A 17,971-nucleotide genomic window follows, 5' to 3' on the forward strand; every position below is an offset into this window, starting at 1 on the left:
ACAAAAAAGCCTGTCATCCGACAGGCTTTTTTCTTACCTAAAACCTTACTTGGCTTCGGCTTCGGTGGTGATCTCAAGGGTCACTTCGTCGCTGACGTAAGGCACGTATTGGCCCAGGTCGAAATCGGTACGCTTAATAACGGTGCTGGCGTCAAAGCCCACTGCCGGCACTTTGGCCATGGGGTGCTCACCGGCCTTGTTCAGGGTGGCGTGCAGTACCACCGGCTTGGTGATGCCCTTGATGGTCAGCTGGCCTTCCACATCGTATTTCTTGCCGCCTTTGGCAACGATCTTGGTGCTTTTGAAGGTAGCGGTCGGGAACTTGGCCACTTCAAAGTAAGGGGCTTCCATGAACTCGGCAGTCAGAGCCGGTACGCGAGTATCAACGGTTTTAACCGGGATGGACACTTCCACGTTGGATTTGGCAGGGTTCTTTTCATCGAAGTTGATGGTGCCGCTCACATCAGAAAAAGACGCGGTCGGGTTGGAAAAACCAAAGTGGTTCCAGGACACCACCACGCTGGTGTGGGTGGGGTCAATCTGGTAGGCCTTGGTGGCCGCCATGGCGCTCATGCTCAGGGAACCGGCTACCAACATCAACGCCAGACTGGTTTTACGAAACATCCTTCTCTCCTTTTTGCCTTTGCTTCGCCTGGCGCGTTAGACGTGCAGGCATCTGTGATCTTTTACGATGGTAATGTCGACAACACCGATCACAATGGCTAAAAATTCACGCTACCTTTCGACTGGGTAGAACGTTAGCCCCTCACCTCCCTCTTAGTCAGCCAGAGCAGCCACAGGCCAAGAGCGCGCAAAATAAGCAACCCAGCCTCCTGGCCAAACTTTATCGCCAAAAACCTCGGCAAATTCGCAGTGTTAACCACTGGACAAAACCGCGCACCCGCACAAAACTCTTAACAAATAATTAACCATGGATAAGGTTATGCAGCTACGTCGCACCGCACCACGCCAAGCGTTGCCAGACAATCGGCTTCCTCACTTACCCAGCGCCCTGCTCACCATCCCCTGGCGCCATGCCCCCTTGAACCTGTGCCAGCGCTGGCGCCTGTTGCAGCAAAAGGGCGCCCTGGCCATCACGCTATGGCTGCTGGCCACCCTGGCCTTGGCGACCCTGCTTTGGGGGATAGATCAAATGGCGGGGCATCTGGGGCTGGCCATCGGCATCATACTGACCGTGGCCATCGCCACCCTTATTGGCGGAGTGGCGGTATTGGGCGAGCAGTATTGGTTTGACTACCTCAAGGGCCTGGGCGAGCTCAAAAAAGCCCGCTTTGCCGCCATTCCAAGCGCCGCGAAATCCGTCGCCCAAAAGATGCCGCCAGCCAACGATAAAAACGGCTCTCACAGGCACCTTCGCCACCGGGAAAAGCAGGTAGCCCATCACGGCTTAGCCTTGCCTGCCAATCATAGAAAATAAATATAACTAAACTTAAAAATATAGATTTTAATGATAGAAATAAGACTAGTTGGGTACCTCAGCCTCCTGCGCCATCTGGAGCCCTCCGCCTAGCAAGCTCACCTTTCCATCTCCCCTTTAAAACCGGCATGGCATTGGGCCTGCCGGGATTTGTCAGCCGTCGCAGACGGCAAGTCGCAGTTGGGCTCACCAAGGGGTTACAGGGATGCTACCCGTAGCGCTCCGGCCCCAGCCGTGATTTGACAGGTACCGGTTATCACCGGCTTTTCTATAAAAGATTGGCTCAAGGTAATAAGCTAAGCGCGACTCTTATCGGTGGTAGCAGCATGAACAGCATTTTTAAAACGGCCCTCGCCCTGGCGCTAAGCCTATTGGCCACTGTGTCGTGGGCGCAGTCCAGTCGCGGTAGCCTGCTGGTTGGGCAGCAGCAACGCAGCTACCTTATCGAGTTACCGCCAGGGGCCGCACCACCGTCAGGCTTCCCACTGGTGCTGGCCTTTCACGGCGGCGGCATGCAGGGCCTTGGCATGGAAAAGATCTCCTTGCTGGACCAGCAGGCCGAGCAGCATCGGTTTATCGTGCTCTACCCCGACGGTATTGATAAACACTGGAACGATGGCCGCTCAACCATCCGCAACCCGCAAGACGACGTGGCTTTTGTCGCGGCACTGATTGCCCAGGTAGCGCAGCGTTATCCGGTGGATAAGGCCCGAATTTTTGCCACCGGCATTTCCAACGGCGCTCTCTTTACCGAACGCTTAGGCTGCGAGCTTGCCAGCCAAATTGCTGCCATAGCGCCAGTGGCCGGTACCTTGCCCAGCGAACTGATTGGCCGCTGCCATCCCGCTAAAAAAGTGGCGGTACTGCAGATAGACGGCGATGCCGACCCCATCATGCCCTTTGCCGGCGGCGCCGTGAAAGACTTCAACGGCCGCGGTGAAGGCGGCCTGGTTAGCTCGGTGGCCGACACCGCCGCCTTTTGGGCCAAGCACAACGGCTGCCAAGGCCCAGGGGCAAGCGAGCCATTACCGGCCAAGGCCAGGTTTGATCGCACCCGCATCGAGCGCCAGCGTTTTAAGGACTGCCCGACCAGTAGCCCAGTTGAAGTGCTGACCGTTGTTGGCGGTGGCCACGTTTGGCCAGGCGGTAATCAACCCTTTCACCCCTTTATTACCGGCCGCCCCAGCCGGCAAATCGACGCCAGCGCCGTTATCGCCGACTTCTTCCTAACGCTGCCAAAGCGCCCATGAAAAAGTCCGCCATTTGGCGGACTTTTGCCGTCAGGCCCCAATGCCGGGTATATCCTGGGCGCTGCCGCCAAAGAAGCTATTGAAGGGACCATTCAGACTGAACAACCTGGGGATGATGCACTACCTGGGCCGCCTGCTGCCGGCCAAGACCCAGCGCTTTATCGCGTTTTTGCAGCAGGAAATGCAAAGCAGCGCTGGCAGCTGAGCCAGGCTAGCAGCGATGCTGGCAGGCTTTACCGCCCTTCAGCCCTTGGCTTGGCGCAGCGCCACCGGCTCGGCGTCGCTAAGATGCAGGCCCATGGCGTCAGACTTGCTTATCTCTTTAACCTGGCCATCTTGCAATAGCAGCACCCGGTCAGCCCGCAGTAAGGTCTCGGGCCGGTGAGCAATGCACAGCCGGGTCAGGTTAAGCCGGCTTATTTCGTCCAGGACCGCCCTTTCATTTTCGCTGTCGAGGTTGGCGGTGCCTTCATCGGTAAACAGAATTTTGGGGTTGTGATAAAGGGCCCTGGCCAACAAAATCCGCTGCTTTTGCCCGCCTGAAAGCGTAGAGCCCAGGTCACCGATGGGGGTGTTGTACTTCATCGGCATGCTCATGATCTCGTCATGGATATTGGCTTGTTTGGCCGCTACCTGCACCTGCTCGAAGTCCGCCCAGGGATCTTCAAATGAGATGTTATCCACTACCGACGCACTCAATAGCCGATCATCCTGCATTACCACCCCAAACTGGCGCCGATACCAGCCGCTGTCATGCTCGGCCACCGGCACCCCGTCGAGGGTAATTTGGCCAGCATCCGGTGAATAAAGGCCTAGGGCCAACTTGATAAGGGTGGTCTTGCCGGTGCCAGAGGGCCCGACAATGGCCACAAACTCACCGGGCTGCACGGTAAAGCTGGCATTGGCCAGCACCGGTTGGTCGGCCACGGCATAAGAGAAAGCAACATCGTCAAAGGCCAGTGCTCCGGCGGGCTGTTCGGGCTCCAGCCCTTTGCCAAGGTCGCTGCCCTCGGGCTTTGCCAACACGATATCGGACAACCGATCGAGATAGACGCTGACATATTTGATATCCAACAGGCTGGTTATCAAGGAGTTAGCTTTAACGGCGAATTGCCCTTTGAAGATAAAAAACGCGAACAGGGTACCGATGCCCATGGCGCCACCGATCACCAAGCCACCGCCAAAGTAGATACAAAGGGCGGTGTCTACCCCCAGTACAAGGATGCGCAGGCCGTTCTGGAGGTTGATGAAATTGGCCAGCTTTACCTCGGAGGCCATCAGGGCCTGGTACTTGTTCTGCCATATGCCCAGGCGGTCATCTTCCTTGGCAAAAATTTTGATGGGCGACATGCTGCGCAGGGTGTCTATCACGATGCCGGTTTCAATTTCCTTGGCCTTAATCTTCTCCCTAAGGCGCAGCCCGGTTTCTTTTGAGCAATACCAGCGCAGCAGAAAATACAGGGAGAATGACCCCAAGGTGATGGCCCCCAGCACCGGGGAGATAAAGAAGATGGCGGCACAAACCCCCACCGCAATGGCGCCGTCCAGCACCACGCTGACAAAGTTGGATGTCAGCAAGCTCCTTAGCTGATCGGTAGAGTGGTACTTCTCAATCAGGGCGCCGACATTGCGCTTCTCAAAGTAGGACAGCGGCAACGACAGCAAATGCACGAACACACCGCGCACAAACTGCTGATTAAACCGAGTGCCAAGATAAACCCCAACGTAGTCGCGCATGATACTGAGCAAAAACTGCGACAACACCAGCAGCACAAAGCCGATGGACAACCATTTGATAAAGGCCAGGTCTCCCAGCTGCACGCCATGGTCTACCGCCAGCTTGATAAAGAGCGGGCTACCCAGCGCCAAGACTTCCAGAAACAAGGTCAACCAGAGGGTTTGCGCCAGCAAGGAGCGAACCCCTTTGGTATTGCCAAGCAACCAACGAAATCCTAGGCGGCCGCCTTGGGGCGCAACCGAGAATTCGCCGCCAGCCCTGATTTCCAGAGCGATACCGGTAAAGTGGCGAGAAAACTCTTCACGGCTCAAACTCCGGACCCCAAGGGCCGGATCGTGGATCAGAAATTTACCACCCTTGATGCTTTTAAGAACAACAAAGTGATTGAAATCCCAATGCAAAATGGCCGGGAGTGCCAGCTTGGCCAGGTTATCGACGTCGATTTTGACCGGCCTGCTGATGAGGCCATATCGGTTAGCAATGCTGACAACCTGTTTGAGGGTTATTCCCTTAAGCGAAACCGGATGGGCCTCTTGGATGGCGGTAATAGAAACCGCTTTGCCATGAAACTGCATCACCATAGCCAGGCAGGCCAAGCCGCAGGTGGAGGACTCGGTTTGATACACCATGGGCAACCGAGACCAGCTAAATAATTTCATTGATCAGCCTCTTTTTCGCGACCAGGGAAACGCGCCCAGATTGGTTAGCGCTGTCACCCAAGTCTTGAATCACCAGGCAGCGCTGGTTTTTGTCGCAATACTGCCAATGGCTCAACTGAACGCCGCCTTCAGTAGAGAGCGCTACAATGGTGCCGTTCACGGGTTCAAAGAGCTGTATCACACTACCTTGCTGGCCAGGCAGCTTTTGCACCGTTCCACTTAGATGCACGGTGACGGTGATAAACAGGAACCCCAATACCAGTAATGCTGCCAACAGCAGCGGCAGGCAAAGCACCAGGGCAAGGTGCAGGGGTTTGACCACACTGACTTCACCAAGCAGCCGGTATTTGTAGTGCTCCCTGGCCTTTTCCAGAAAAAGATTGGCGTTATCCATGGTCAGGCACCAACTCCATCGCCACGGCCTCGGGGATGCGAAGCAGAGCTTCCCGAAGCGGCAGATACAGGCTCAGGCCCAGCTCGGTGAGATATGCGCGGTTGGCCTCCAAGCCGCTGGATAACTCCCGCATGTAGTAAATGGCTTTCTTGTCCCGGTCGGCCAGCGACGCCTCAAAACCGGCGGCCTTTAACGACGAATAAGCCAGCATAACGTTGCCAAAGGCGTGATAACCGGTCAGTAGCAAAAAGAGCGGCCGCTCTTTGCTTTTCAACGGGGAATACACCGCTGGGGCGTTTTCCGACACCAGGGGCTCAAGGCACAGGGCCAGGTTGAAATACTGGTGCGAGCATTCGTGGATCAGCATTTCCAAGGTTTCAAAAGGTGACGCCGGGCAGGCGATCTCCACCGCCCCAAATCGATACCGAATGGACGCGCTAGCCAGGGTATCTTGTGCCGGGCGACAAACGGGAATGACCTTATGCAGGACGTTTGTCACCCATCTTTGGTAATGGGGAATATGCTGGCCAAGGAGACTCAACGCCGCTTCAAGCTGGCCAGTGGCAAGGGGACTGTGACATGGCTCATTTACCGAGTCAGCCCAAAACGCCCAGAAATCGGGATTGAGGTCGCCCAAGGAGATAACTTTATCCGCCACCGCTATCACCGCGTCGCTCTCGCCCAAAGTGCCGGTAAAAACACCGCTTTCGGCCAGTTTGTCTACAACGAACGGCGTATCAAGGCCATCGCCCGACACCCTGATACGGCTCGCGGTCACCGACAAGTGGTAACGACCCGGCGCCAACAGCTTGCCCTGGAGCAGCAGCTGGCTGGCGGTGCTAAAGCCGATATCGATATCACTTAGCACTCCTATCAGGCTGGCAGCGATCACCAGCTGCGCACGAATATCCATCAGCATCTCGAGGGTAATTTCCCTCAAGCTGAAGATCTTCAAAAGGCAGCCCACTTCGGGCCTGAAAAAATGGCTTTTAGGGTCAACTCCCTCCAATGCCGCCAACACAGACCCGGTTGCCTCATCGTTTTTGCCGGTCAGCCTTAAAAACTCTTTTTGGAGCCGGTTAGCTGCCGATTGCATTTGAAAGGCCGCTAACAGCCCCACTAGATCGGCATTATCTTCGCCGGCAGCGGGAAGAGAAAACTGGGTAATGGTGGTCATGCTGAAAGTCCTTTTTCACAAGCTGACACGAATAATCTCGACGTCTCTGGCTGCGGCTCTGGCAATAGTGGTATTCAAGCCATTTTTTGCCAGATACCCAGGATCTTTGGAAAGCACGTTACTCAACTCTTCAAGAGAGAGCCCCTTATCCACTAAATACTGCGCAATATAGTTGTGGATAAAATCCATGGTCTCGCAAAATACCGTGTTTTGTTTAAAACCTTTACCTCGTTGATAACGGTTGAAAAGGGCACCACCTCGGCATGAGCGGAACCATTCACAGCCGTCACATCCCTGGGGTTTTTCATCAATGGCAGTAATAAGAGATTGCCAAAGCTGGCTACTTAGAAACTGGTTAAGCGAGGTATTAAAAATAGTGACATTCTTGTCAAGCAGCGCATTATCCAAGGACAGGATATTATCGTCCACCCCAAGCTGGCCTTCGCTGCTGACATTGATGATATTGTGCTGCATGGATTTATACTCATCCAGGCATTCCGCATGCTGTTCGGTCAACATCATTTCCAGAATACGATTAAGGGTATTCATGTAAAGCTTGTTATTTTTTTGATTCTCCGACCAGTAGTCCAGTACCTCGTTAAAATAGCGGATCCATTTATCCTGTTGCTGCTTTAACGAGCTGTCATGGCCTTCCCTTGGGAAAAGCAGATCGAAGTTCTTGATGCCAAGCTCTTGGTGCATATGTTTGACCAGCTCGCCCCCGTCGGCTTCTACATTGGCTACGCACAATGCACCGGTAGAGGGAATACGGCCACTTTTAGCCGCCTCGGCCAACATCCGAATGCCTCTGACCGTCTCGTCGTAGCTGCCTTTACCGTTGTGGTCGATTCGGCTTTTATCATGAATAGCTTTGGGACCATCGATACTGACCCCTACATGGACCTGGTATTTTTCAAAGATTGCAAGCCACTGATCGTCAACCAAGGTACCGTTGGTCTGGCACATTAACTTCAACGAGCAATAGGGCTTAATCCCCTCAGCAAGGGTGCGGCAGATATTCTCAAAGTGGCTTTTTTTCATCAGTAGCGGCTCACCGCCATGTAGACCAATATTCACTGACGAAAGGCCTATTTCATCTACCGCTTGCCGGACAAATACAACCAGTTGCTCAACGGTAGACATTTTAATAACAGCGGTATTTTCTTTATGGGTATCCATTTCCTGAAAGAAGAAATAACAATAGGTACAGGCCAAATTACACCTTTCAGATATTTTAAGTACGATATCTATACCTTTCCTTGGCGACGGCATAATTTCTCCTGCTTTTACTTTATTAATTTTAAAAAAGGTATGGACATACTCCATACCTTTAACGCCAAATAATTACTCGGCGATTTCTTTACCAACAGAAAGGTGGCCAGAAGCGTGACCGGAGCCATGGGCTGAACCATGGGCAGCGGCACCGCTGATCATTTCCAGGTGCTCTTCACGCAGCTCAACGATTTCATTTTGCTTTTCGGCAGATACATTCAGGCGCTGAGCCAGTTTTTCCTGTAAATTCATTTTTTATTCCCTTACGTATTATCAATGGGTTGATGCCGACACTCCTTAAGACGGCAACAAAACATTAACAACGGTGACATTACGTCGAACCTGTATCAAAAGACAGGCCTAGGGCTTTATGTGATCGTCATCTAAAAATTTAGCGGCGCCAAACGCCTAAACAGCAATTGGCGATACCGGCTAAATTTGACCTATGTGATTGTTTGGCAAGGATTGAAGTAAGGTTCGCTCTGATAAAAGAGTTGGAGCTTTGGCTAACACCGCTAATTTGCAATGCCCGGCCGAAGCCGGGCAATGGGCTTATGGCATTACTCCTCGTCTTCGGCGGCGGTATCGAGCATCAACCAATCGCGGCTTGGCATCAGCACGAAGAACCGGGTCCGATAGGGGTAAACCTCGGTGGCAAGGTGGCGCATCTGCTCGCTGGGCTTTTTGACCACTGCCACCAACAGGCCTTGTGGGTGCTGGCTGGCCCAGGCTTGCACGTCAGCGGGCTTGCCCAGCGTTACCAGGTCTTTATCGCCGCGCCCTAAAAAACGGAACTGGTTAGCGTAGTGGCCGATATAGGCCACTGGCATGCCTTGGTCCTGCATCTGGGTTATCTGCTGGGCAAAGGGTTTGAAGTCGTAATAGGGGCGGATCACCGGCCCGGCCAAGCACAACAGCAGCTGCACCGTCAGCGGGAAGGCCACCAGCATCGCAAAGGGCCGCCGGTATACCCAGGCCGCCAGCAGCAGCGGCAACAATGCCAACCAGCGCATCGCGCCCGGCACGGCGGTGCCTGGGAAGGAATGGGCCAGCAACTCAGGCAAAAAGCCGATAGCCGCCGCAAAGGCCACCAACAGCGCCATAAAGCCCCAGCGGCGCCCGGGCAACTCCAGCCATTTTCCGGCCAACCAGACCGCCGCAAAGGGGAAGGTGGGAATGAGATAATGCAATTGCTTGGAGCTGATGATGCTAAATATCACCAGTTGCGGCAAAAAGCCGCACAGCACAAAGCGCTGCCATGGCGCGGCAGCGATGCGGCCCTTCCAAAAAGGCATGGCTATCCAAGGCAGCAAGAACAGCGGCAGCAACGTCAGGTACCAATACCAGGGGCGGGTGTGGGCAAAGGCATTGGCCACCCGGCCTGCCGATTGCTTCCAGAAAATGGCCTGGGCGTAATCGCTGCCGCCAGCCATAGCGGCCGGAATGGCCCACGCCAATATCACCGCGATACCGACTACCGTCGCCACCGCCAGGCCTTGGTACCAGCGCTTTAACGCCAGATGCTCGGGCCGCCAGTAAAAAGCGCTCAGGCCAATGGGCAACCAATAAAGCAAAAAGACCGGTCCCTTGGTCAGCATGCCAAGGCCCACCGCAATGCCGCTCACCACTGCCCAATAGCGGTTTTGCTGAGCCTTGAACAGGCTGGTTAACGCCAGCAGCAAAAACAGGCAGACCAGCATGTCGAACATGGTCAGCGCCATGAAGACCTGCCAGGAGAAAGCCCCCAGCAGCAACCAGGGGCTAAGGGCAGCCAACTGTTGCTGGCGGGGAGCAACGCTGACAATCAAGGCCCGCAGCGCCAGCACGTTCATCAACCCCGCCATCGGCACCACAAGCCGCGACAGAAAATCACTGCCAATGCCCAGTAGCCAGCCGATATTGAGCAACCAGAACATCAGCGGCGGTTTTTGCGGGTAAGGTTCGCCGTTGATATGCGGTACCAGCCAGTTGGATGACTGGTGCATCTCCCAAGCCACCGATAGGTAGCGGGTTTCGTCTACCGGGAGCAGGGGAAAGGCCAGCAACCGGACACAGACCACCGCCAGCCCCATCAACCAGAGCACCAATAGCCCCTGACGATGGCCAAATAAGCCGATATCGGCCCCCAATTCATTGCTGCGCTCAATGGTTGCTGCGTGTAGAGAGGATTCTCGTTGTTGGATCATGCAAGCCTTAGCCTTTGCTATTTTTTGTTTACCCTAGGAATCAAATCTTAAGAAAGCGTTAGGATTTGAGTGTAGATTCTAAATGTATTTTTCATGACAATGTGCGACGGCGCTCTTTTATTTTAAAATTGAACTATTCTTTGTGGTTGGCTTCTTACCCCCAAGCCTTACTTTTATCCTGACGAACCGCTATCTTTAGCAATCAATGATTTAGTTACCAATTTCAATTCAATCTCTCGGTCAGGTTCCCTTTTTAGCGAGGCAATTTCTTAATAGACTTTTAATTATCCATGACGATGCTCGGCAGGCTTTTCCAATCCGAGTGCAATGTCATGGGTCACATTAAAACTTTATTAAGACATTTTGATAAATACCGCCGCCGTCATACCAAGATCATGGATGGGTGGTTACTCCGTTGGCTGTCGAAGTTTTCCAAAATAGACAGCCAGCCTTTGGAGGAGGGCCAGATAAAGCAGATACTGCTGATGAGAACCAATAAACGCATTGGCAATATGTTATTTCTTATCCCTTTCTTAAGGATGCTCAAAAAACGCTACCCCCATGCTGAGATCGATCTGCTGGTGCATGCATCCTGGCAGAACCCTCTTTTTTCGGGGCTAGGGCTCAGGCAAATCTACCACACTAACCTGACCGGCAAAGGCCGCTTGCCAAGAGCCATAAAAGTTATCCGTGAATTACGGCGCCAACGTTACGATTTATTGCTGATGCCCTATAGCTCTTCCACCGACACGCTGCTGGCCGCCTTTATTCACGGCCGCAATAAGAAGGCCCGTCATTTTGGCAGCCGGCATTTGATCTTCAAGCACTCGATGACGGTTGCAAAACGCCAATGCCATTCCGCCTTTGCCGCGCTGCCTCTTATCGATGCCAGGCCCGATACCCACTGCCATCATTTGCAATTATCCCCGGCGGAAATAGCCGCAGGCAGGCAGCAAGCCGAGCAATTACGTGGCGACTTTACCGGCCCGGTTGTTGCCTACTTTCGCGGTGCCAGAGGCAATAAGGCTCTTGGCGATAAGGACTGGCAGCGTCTTTTAGAAAGGGTTGAAAACCACGGCCAGATAAAGTGGATAGAGCTGACCTGCCCGGACATTTCAGCGCCGCTTTACCCTCACAGCCAAACCTTTAGCAGCCCTGACCTTCGCCAACTGGCGACTACCCTGGCGGCGCTGGACGGATTTATCAGTGCCGATACCGGCCCGCTGCACCTGGCCGATGCTGCCGGTGCCCGCTGCTATGGGCTTTTTAATCACACCGACCCGATCATCTTTGGCTGTATCGGTGAGCACTCATTAAATATCGAGCTAAAAGACGGTATTGACTCGGCAGCCAGTGAAATTAGCTCTGATATTTTTTATAAAACGATATTGGTGGCTGATAAGGCCAATATAACGACACTGGCAATTAAAAATGAAAATATCCCATTCATGCCGGCACCGAATGCTTACACAGCTTAAGTATTTTTTAAACGCTATCTTTTTTATGATTTTTACCTACACTCCTAATCTAAAAATGGAGTTGTAATATCAAATCAACTTTTTTCACTGTGAGTACCTAGCGTTATCTAACGGAGCCTATCCAATACTGGCTAGTCAATGCTCCCAATAAAAAAGCCCGCCAAATGGCGGGCTTTGTCTTGTGGGATGAAACTTTATTTTCATCCCACAAGGGGCTTTTTGCTGATCGGTTGGGTTATTCCACCGTCACTGACTTAGCCAAGTTGCGGGGCTGGTCCACGTCGGTGCCCTTGATGATGGCCACGTGGTAGCTCAAAAGCTGCAGCGGCAGGGTGTAGAGGATGGGGGCCAGCACTTCGTCGCAGTGAGGCACGCTCAGCACCTGCATGTTGGCGGCGGGGCTGATAGCGGCGTCCACATCGGCGAACACGTACAGCTCGCCGCCACGGGCGCGCACTTCCTCGATATTGGATTTGAGCTTTTCCACCAAATCGTTGTTGGGGGCCACCACGATGATTGGCATGTCGGCGTCAATCAGCGCCAAGGGGCCGTGTTTCAGCTCGCCGGCGGCGTAGGCTTCAGCGTGGATATAGCTGATTTCTTTGAGCTTAAGCGCCCCCTCCATGGCGATGGGGTACTGGTCACCACGGCCCAGGAACAGGGCGTGGTGCTTCTCGGCAAAGCACTCGGCCAGGGCTTCGATTTGTTTATCCAGGGTCAGCGCGCTTTCAATCAGGGCCGGCAGCTTGTGCAGGGCCTGGGCGATACGCACTTGCTGGGCTGGGCCTTGGCCGAGGGCGGCGGTCAGCATCAGCAGGCCGGTGAGCTGGGTGGTAAAGGCCTTGGTGGAGGCGACGCCAATTTCGGCGCCGGCGCGGGTCATTAGGGCCAAGTCAGATTCCCGTACCAGGGACGAGCCAGGCACGTTGCAGATGGTCAGGGTCTTGGCGTAGCCAATTTCCTTGGCCAGGCGCAGGGCGGCCAGGGTGTCGGCGGTTTCGCCGCTCTGGGAAATGGTGACCAGCAGGGAGCCGGGGCGGGTCACGGATTTGCGGTAGCGAAATTCGGAGGCAATTTCGACGTTGCAGCTGATGCCGGCGATGTCCTCAATCCAGTAACGGGCCACCATGCCGGCGTGGTAGCTGGTACCGCAGGCAATGATCTGCACGTGTTGGATGTCGGAGAGATCCCCCAGCTCAGCCAGGGTCAGGCTATCGCCTACTAGGCGGCCTTCGAGGGTGTTGCGAATGGCGATGGGCTGCTCGTGAATTTCTTTGAGCATGTAGTGGCGATAGGGGCCTTTGTCGCCGCTGTCGTGCTTGAGATCGGTCTCGGCCGCTTCGCGCGCCACTGGCTGGCCGCTGGCATCAAAGATGTTCACTTCGTGGCGGGTCACTTCGGCCACGTCGCCTTCTTCCAGAAAGGCAAACTTGCGGGTCACCGGCAGCAACGCCAGTTGGTCGGAGGCCAGGAAGTTCTCGCCAATACCAAAACCAATCACCAGCGGGCTGCCGCTGCGGGCAGCGATAAGGCGTTCGGGGTCGGCTTTGTCCATCACCACCATGCCGTAGGCGCCGTGCAGTTGCTTAACAGCGCTTTGCACCGCGGCCAGCAGGCTGGTGGCGGTTTTCAGCTCATGGTGCACCAAGTGGGCAATGACTTCGGTGTCGGTCTGGGAGCTAAACACATAACCCAGAGCCTGCAGGGACTGGCGCAGGGTTTCGTAGTTTTCGATGATGCCGTTATGCACCACAGCCAAGGTTTCATGTGAAACATGGGGGTGGGCGTTGGCTTCGGAAGGCACGCCGTGGGTGGCCCAGCGGGTATGGGCAATACCGGTGCCACCCTTAAGGGGCGCTTCTGCCAGGGCATCGGCCAGAGCCTGCACCTTGCCGAGGCGACGGGTACGGCCAAGGTCGCCCTGTTGGCTGACCACGGCCACACCGGCTGAATCGTAACCGCGATATTCCAGGCGCTTGAGGCCTTCAACCAGAATATCTGCCACATCGCGCTGAGCAACAGCGCCAACAATGCCACACATGGGTTTACTCCTTAAGTCCGGCGCAAAGCACAGTGGTGCCCTGGGCCTCGATTTGGGTTTTGGCCGCCTCATCCAGGCGGTCATCGGTAATGAGTATCGAAACTGCCGACCAGGGCAGTTCCAGATTGGGGATTTTGCGGCCCAGCTTGTCGGCTTCGGCCACCACTATCACTTCACGGGCCACCTCGCTCATCACCCGCGACAGCCCCAGCAGCTCGTTGAAGGTGGTGGTGCCACGGGCCGGGTCGATGCCGTCGCAGCCGATAAACAGCTGGTCAAAGTCGTAGGCCCGGAGCACCGACTCGGCCACCTGGCCTTGAAAGGCTTCGGTGTGAGGGTCCCAGGTGCCGCCGGTCATCAACAGGGTGGGCTCGTTTTCCAGCTCGCGCAGGGCCTGGGCCATGGTGAGGCTGTTGGTCATCACCACCAGGCCGCGCTTGTCGTTGAGGTGCGGGATCATGGCCGCCGTGGTGGAGCCGAAATCCATGATGATGCGGTTATGGTCACGAATGCGGCTGGCGGCCAACTCGCCAATGGCTAACTTTCGTTTCGAAACTTCTTGCGCGCTTTGCTGTTGCACCAGCTCGGAAGGCAGCGGCACGGCGCCCCCATAGCGGCGCAACAACAGGCCATTACGCTCCAGTTCGGCCAGATCCTTGCGGATGGTCACTTCCGAGGTAGCAAAGTGGGAGGACAGTTGCTCAACCGACACTTCACCTTGTTTATCAAGTAGATGAAGTATGGTGTGACGGCGCTGGAGGGTGTTGCGTTTGGCCATTGCAGGTAGTTAAGTTTCGATTTGAAACTTATGTTAGCAAAACAAAAGTTTTAGGCAAGCACCTGAAGAGAAAAGAGACAGGCCTAGTTAACCGGGCCAGGGGTTACAGATGGGTCCAGTAGCCGCTCAGGACCGAGCCGGGCAGCTGCACGTCCAGTTGGTCGGCGCTGCCATAAAGGCTCTTGGCCGCCATGAAGCGCGCGGCACTGCTCAAGTAAAACAAAACCGGCCACAGGGGCCGGTCTTTTTATTTCTTCTTCACCGGTCTTTGCCAGCCGTCGATATTGCGCTGCTTGGCGCGGGCGATGGCAAGCTGGGCCTCGGCGACGTCCTTGGTGACGGTAGAGCCGGCGCCGACGGTGGCGTTTTTGCCTACCGTGACCGGAGCCACCAGGGCGCTGTTGGAGCCGATAAAGGCGCCGTCTTCGATGCGGGTAAGAGACTTGTTGGCGCCATCGTAGTTGCAGGTGATGGTGCCGGCGCCGATGTTCACACCGCTGCCAATCTCGGCATCGCCAAGGTAGGTGAGGTGGTTGGCCTTGGAGCCTTCACCCAGCACCGCCTTTTTCATCTCCACGAAGTTCCCCACATGGCTGTTGTCCTTCATCACCGCGCCGGGGCGCAGGCGGGCGAAGGGCCCCAGGGTGCAGTGGCGGCCAACCTCGGCCTCTTCTACCAGGGTATTGGCCTTGATGTGGCTGCCGTCGCCTATGGTGCAATCTTTGAGTACGCAGCCGCTGTCGATAACCACGTGATTGCCGATGACCACCTTGCCTTCGAAGATGACGTTCACATCCACCAGCACGTCTTCGCCAACGCTCACCTCGCCGCGCACGTCGATACGGGCCGGGTCGCGCAGGGTAGCGCCGCTCAGCATCAACTGTTCTGCCTGGCGCTGCTGGTAAGCGCGCTCCAGGGCCGCCAGTTGCACCCTGTTGTTGGCCCCTTCCACTTCCATGGCATCAAGGGGGTGGCCTGTGGCAATGGACTTACCCTCGCCATGGGCCATGGCGATGATGTCGGTGAGGTAGTACTCGCCCTGGGCGTTGTTGTTGGAAAGACTCCCCAGCCAACGCTTAAGGTCTGGCGCTTCGGCGGCGAGGATGCCGGTGTTCACCTCGTTGATGGCAAGCTCGGCCGCGCTGGCGTCTTTTTGCTCGCGAATACCCACCACTTGGCCACCCTCACGCAAGATACGGCCATAGCCGCTGGGGTTATCGAGGGTGACGGTAAGCAGGCTCAGGCCACCGCTTTCGCGCTTGGCCAGGAGGGTTTTTAAGGTTTCAGGGCGAATCAGGGGCACATCGCCGTACAGCACCAAAACCAGGGCGTCGTCCGGCACCGCAGGCATGGCCTGGGCCACGGCGTGGCCGGTGCCCAGCTGCTCGCCCTGCAAGGCCCAGCTAACCGTTTCGCCGGCCAGGCGCTCTTGCATCAGCTCGCCACCATGGCCGTAGACCAGGTGGATACCGGCAGCGCTCAAGGCATGGGCGGCGTCGATAACGTGCTTGACCATGCTCTTGTGGGCAACGCCGTGTAGCACCTTGGGCAGGCTAGAGCGCATACGGGTGCCTTTACCGGCGGCGAGAATAACGATGTGCAGATCCATGGGGCGAGTCCTTGTTGAAACTGGGCGCAGCATAACCAAAAACAAAAAGGCGGCCAAGTTGGCCGCCTTTTCCAATCACGGTTTTGGCCGTGATCAGTTCTTTTTCAAGAGCTCCAGCAGGCGCAGCTTGGCTGCGGCCTGGGCCAGTTCGGCCATGGCTTCGGCATAGTCGAAGTCGTGGCTCTGAGCAGTAATGTTGTTAAGGGCATCTTGGCGGGCAGTTTCGGCTGCCTCACCATCGATGTCCTTACCACGAAGCACGGTATCGGCCAGAACGGTAATGCCATTGGGTTGAACCTCAAGCACACCACCGGACAGATACAAAAGCTCTTCGTCACCAAACTGCTTGACCATACGCAGTACACCGGGCTTGAGGTGGGTCAGCAGCGGGGCGTGGCCATAATGCACGCCCAGATCGCCCCACTCACCGGTGACCTGGATACTCTCGACGAGGCCGGAGAAGATCTTCTTCTCGGCGCTCACCACATCCAACTGTATCGTCATCGCTGCCATTGGCTCCTCCTAATTAGAGCTTGCTGGCTTTCTCGATAGCTTCGTCGATGCTACCAACCATGTAGAAAGCCTGCTCAGGCATGTGGTCGAACTCGCCTTCCAGGATCCCTTTAAAGCCACGGATGGTGTCTTTGAGGGAAACGTATTTACCCGGAGAGCCGGTGAACACTTCGGCCACGAAGAAGGGCTGAGACAGGAAGCGCTCGATTTTACGGGCGCGGGCCACGATCAGTTTGTCTTCTTCAGACAGCTCGTCCATACCCAGGATGGCGATGATGTCTTTGAGCTCTTTGTAGCGTTGCAGCACGGTTTGAACGCCGCGGGCAATGCCGTAGTGCTCTTCACCAACCACCAGCGGGTCCAGCTGACGGCTGGTGGAATCCAGCGGGTCAACGGCCGGGTAGATACCCAGGGACGCGATCTGACGACTCAGAGTCACGGTGGAATCCAAGTGGGCAAAGGTGGTGGCAGGAGACGGGTCAGTCAAGTCATCCGCAGGCACGTAAACGGCCTGGATGGAGGTGATAGAGCCGGTCTTGGTGGAGGTGATACGCTCTTGCAGCACACCCATCTCTTCGGCCAGGGTAGGCTGATAACCTACGGCAGAAGGCATACGACCCAGCAGCGCGGACACTTCGGTACCGGCCAGGGTGTAACGGTAGATGTTGTCCACGAAGAACAGTACGTCACGGCCTTCGTCACGGAACTTCTCGGCCATGGTCAGGCCGGTCAGGGCCACGCGCAGACGGTTGCCCGGCGGCTCGTTCATCTGGCCGTAAACCATGGCTACTTTGGACTGGCTCAGGTCGTCAGCGTTGATTACGCCCGCTTCCTGCATCTCGTAGTAGAAGTCGTTACCTTCACGGGTACGCTCACCGACACCGGCGAATACGGACAGACCGCTGTGCTGGGTAGCGATGTTGTTGATAAGTTCCATCATGTTGACGGTCTTACCTACACCGGCGCCACCGAACAGGCCGACTTTACCGCCTTTGGCGAAGGGGCAAATCAGGTCGATAACCTTGATACCGGTTTCCAGCAGCTCGGTGCTGTTGGACTGGTCTTCGTAGCTGGGGGCATCGCGGTGGATAGACCAACGCTCTTCCTCACCGATGGCGCCTTGCTCATCGATGGGGTTACCCAGTACGTCCATGATCCGGCCCAGGGTGTGGGTGCCTACCGGCACCTGGATGGTACCGCCGGTGGCCAGCAGGGCCATGCCACGCTTGAGGCCCTCGGAAGGACCCATAACGATACAACGGACAACGCCGCCGCCCAGCTGCTGCTGAACTTCAAAAACCACGCCGTTAAGGGCACTGCCTTCGGCCTGGAGTTTCAGGGCTTCGTATACCTGAGGTACAGCGTTCTGCGGGAACTCTACGTCCACCACAGCACCGATGACCTGTACGATCTTACCTGTACTCATGATGTTTCCTCT

Annotated in this window: 15 protein-coding genes; 3 read left to right on the top strand and 12 right to left on the bottom strand. The window is 55.7% G+C overall.

Annotation, left to right across the window (positions count from 1 at the left end; translation table 11 throughout):
* Positions 1–45 precede the first annotated feature (45 nt).
* The gene (locus AC22G1_RS20145) at positions 46–624 is read right to left on the bottom strand and encodes a YceI family protein (RefSeq protein WP_050659686.1); all 579 of its coding nucleotides are present in this window, start codon (positions 622–624) and stop codon (positions 46–48) included.
* Between the two features lie 319 nt (positions 625–943).
* Between AC22G1_RS20145 and AC22G1_RS20150 the strand changes: the two genes are divergently transcribed.
* On the top strand, positions 944–1,438 hold the full coding sequence (locus tag AC22G1_RS20150) for a hypothetical protein (RefSeq protein WP_487314940.1): 495 nt from the start codon (positions 944–946) through the stop codon (positions 1,436–1,438).
* A gap of 326 nt (positions 1,439–1,764) precedes the next feature.
* A complete protein-coding gene (locus tag AC22G1_RS20155) occupies positions 1,765–2,688 on the top strand; it encodes a CE1 family esterase (protein WP_487314941.1) in 924 nt (307 codons plus the stop codon).
* A 243-nt stretch (positions 2,689–2,931) separates the two neighbouring features.
* Here AC22G1_RS20155 and AC22G1_RS20160 read toward each other — a convergent pair whose 3' ends face one another.
* From AC22G1_RS20160 to AC22G1_RS20185, 6 genes are all read right to left on the bottom strand, one after another.
* Positions 2,932–5,085 carry a peptidase domain-containing ABC transporter gene (locus tag AC22G1_RS20160; RefSeq protein WP_487314942.1) on the bottom strand — a complete coding sequence of 718 codons (2,154 nt, stop codon included), beginning with the start codon at positions 5,083–5,085 and terminating at the stop codon, positions 2,932–2,934.
* Positions 5,072–5,479: a hypothetical protein gene (locus AC22G1_RS20165; RefSeq protein ID WP_487314943.1), complete on the bottom strand. Its 408-nt coding sequence runs from the start codon at positions 5,477–5,479 to the stop codon at positions 5,072–5,074. The genes AC22G1_RS20160 and AC22G1_RS20165 overlap by 14 nt, the downstream gene beginning before the upstream one ends.
* Positions 5,472–6,656 carry an aKG-HExxH-type peptide beta-hydroxylase gene (locus tag AC22G1_RS20170; protein WP_487314944.1) on the bottom strand — a complete coding sequence of 395 codons (1,185 nt, stop codon included), beginning with the start codon at positions 6,654–6,656 and terminating at the stop codon, positions 5,472–5,474. Before AC22G1_RS20170 ends, AC22G1_RS20165 begins: the two co-directional genes overlap by 8 nt.
* Positions 6,657–6,671: 15 nt before the next feature.
* Positions 6,672–7,982 carry a radical SAM protein gene (locus tag AC22G1_RS20175; protein WP_487314945.1) on the bottom strand — a complete coding sequence of 437 codons (1,311 nt, stop codon included), beginning with the start codon at positions 7,980–7,982 and terminating at the stop codon, positions 6,672–6,674.
* An 18-nt stretch (positions 7,983–8,000) separates the two neighbouring features.
* On the bottom strand, positions 8,001–8,180 hold the full coding sequence (locus tag AC22G1_RS20180; RefSeq protein ID WP_487314946.1) for a hypothetical protein: 180 nt from the start codon (positions 8,178–8,180) through the stop codon (positions 8,001–8,003).
* Positions 8,181–8,488: 308 nt separating this feature from the next.
* Positions 8,489–10,114: an ArnT family glycosyltransferase gene (locus AC22G1_RS20185; protein WP_487314947.1), complete on the bottom strand. Its 1,626-nt coding sequence runs from the start codon at positions 10,112–10,114 to the stop codon at positions 8,489–8,491.
* Between the two features lie 290 nt (positions 10,115–10,404).
* Between AC22G1_RS20185 and AC22G1_RS20190 the strand changes: the two genes are divergently transcribed.
* The gene (locus AC22G1_RS20190; protein ID WP_487314948.1) at positions 10,405–11,592 is read left to right on the top strand and encodes a glycosyltransferase family 9 protein; all 1,188 of its coding nucleotides are present in this window, start codon (positions 10,405–10,407) and stop codon (positions 11,590–11,592) included.
* 235 nt (positions 11,593–11,827) lie between these two features.
* Here the strand turns inward: AC22G1_RS20190 and glmS are convergent, their stop codons facing one another.
* From glmS to atpD, 5 genes are all read right to left on the bottom strand, one after another.
* Complete coding sequence (glmS, locus tag AC22G1_RS20195) at positions 11,828–13,633, bottom strand: glutamine--fructose-6-phosphate transaminase (isomerizing) (protein WP_487314949.1); 1,806 nt, start codon at positions 13,631–13,633, stop codon at positions 11,828–11,830.
* A 4-nt stretch (positions 13,634–13,637) separates the two neighbouring features.
* Positions 13,638–14,411, bottom strand: a complete 774-nt coding sequence (locus tag AC22G1_RS20200) for a DeoR/GlpR family DNA-binding transcription regulator (RefSeq protein ID WP_487314950.1) — start codon at positions 14,409–14,411, stop codon at positions 13,638–13,640.
* 247 nt (positions 14,412–14,658) lie between these two features.
* Positions 14,659–16,020 carry a bifunctional UDP-N-acetylglucosamine diphosphorylase/glucosamine-1-phosphate N-acetyltransferase GlmU gene (gene glmU, locus AC22G1_RS20205; RefSeq protein ID WP_487314951.1) on the bottom strand — a complete coding sequence of 454 codons (1,362 nt, stop codon included), beginning with the start codon at positions 16,018–16,020 and terminating at the stop codon, positions 14,659–14,661.
* Between the two features lie 93 nt (positions 16,021–16,113).
* Positions 16,114–16,533, bottom strand: coding sequence for a F0F1 ATP synthase subunit epsilon (locus tag AC22G1_RS20210; RefSeq protein WP_487314952.1), 420 nt, complete (start codon positions 16,531–16,533; stop codon positions 16,114–16,116).
* Between the two features lie 13 nt (positions 16,534–16,546).
* Positions 16,547–17,959 (bottom strand): F0F1 ATP synthase subunit beta, encoded by a 1,413-nt coding sequence (atpD, locus tag AC22G1_RS20215; RefSeq protein ID WP_487314953.1) that lies wholly within the window; start codon positions 17,957–17,959, stop codon positions 16,547–16,549.
* Positions 17,960–17,971 lie beyond the last annotated feature (12 nt).

The organism is Gallaecimonas zhanjiangensis (genome assembly GCF_057624825.1).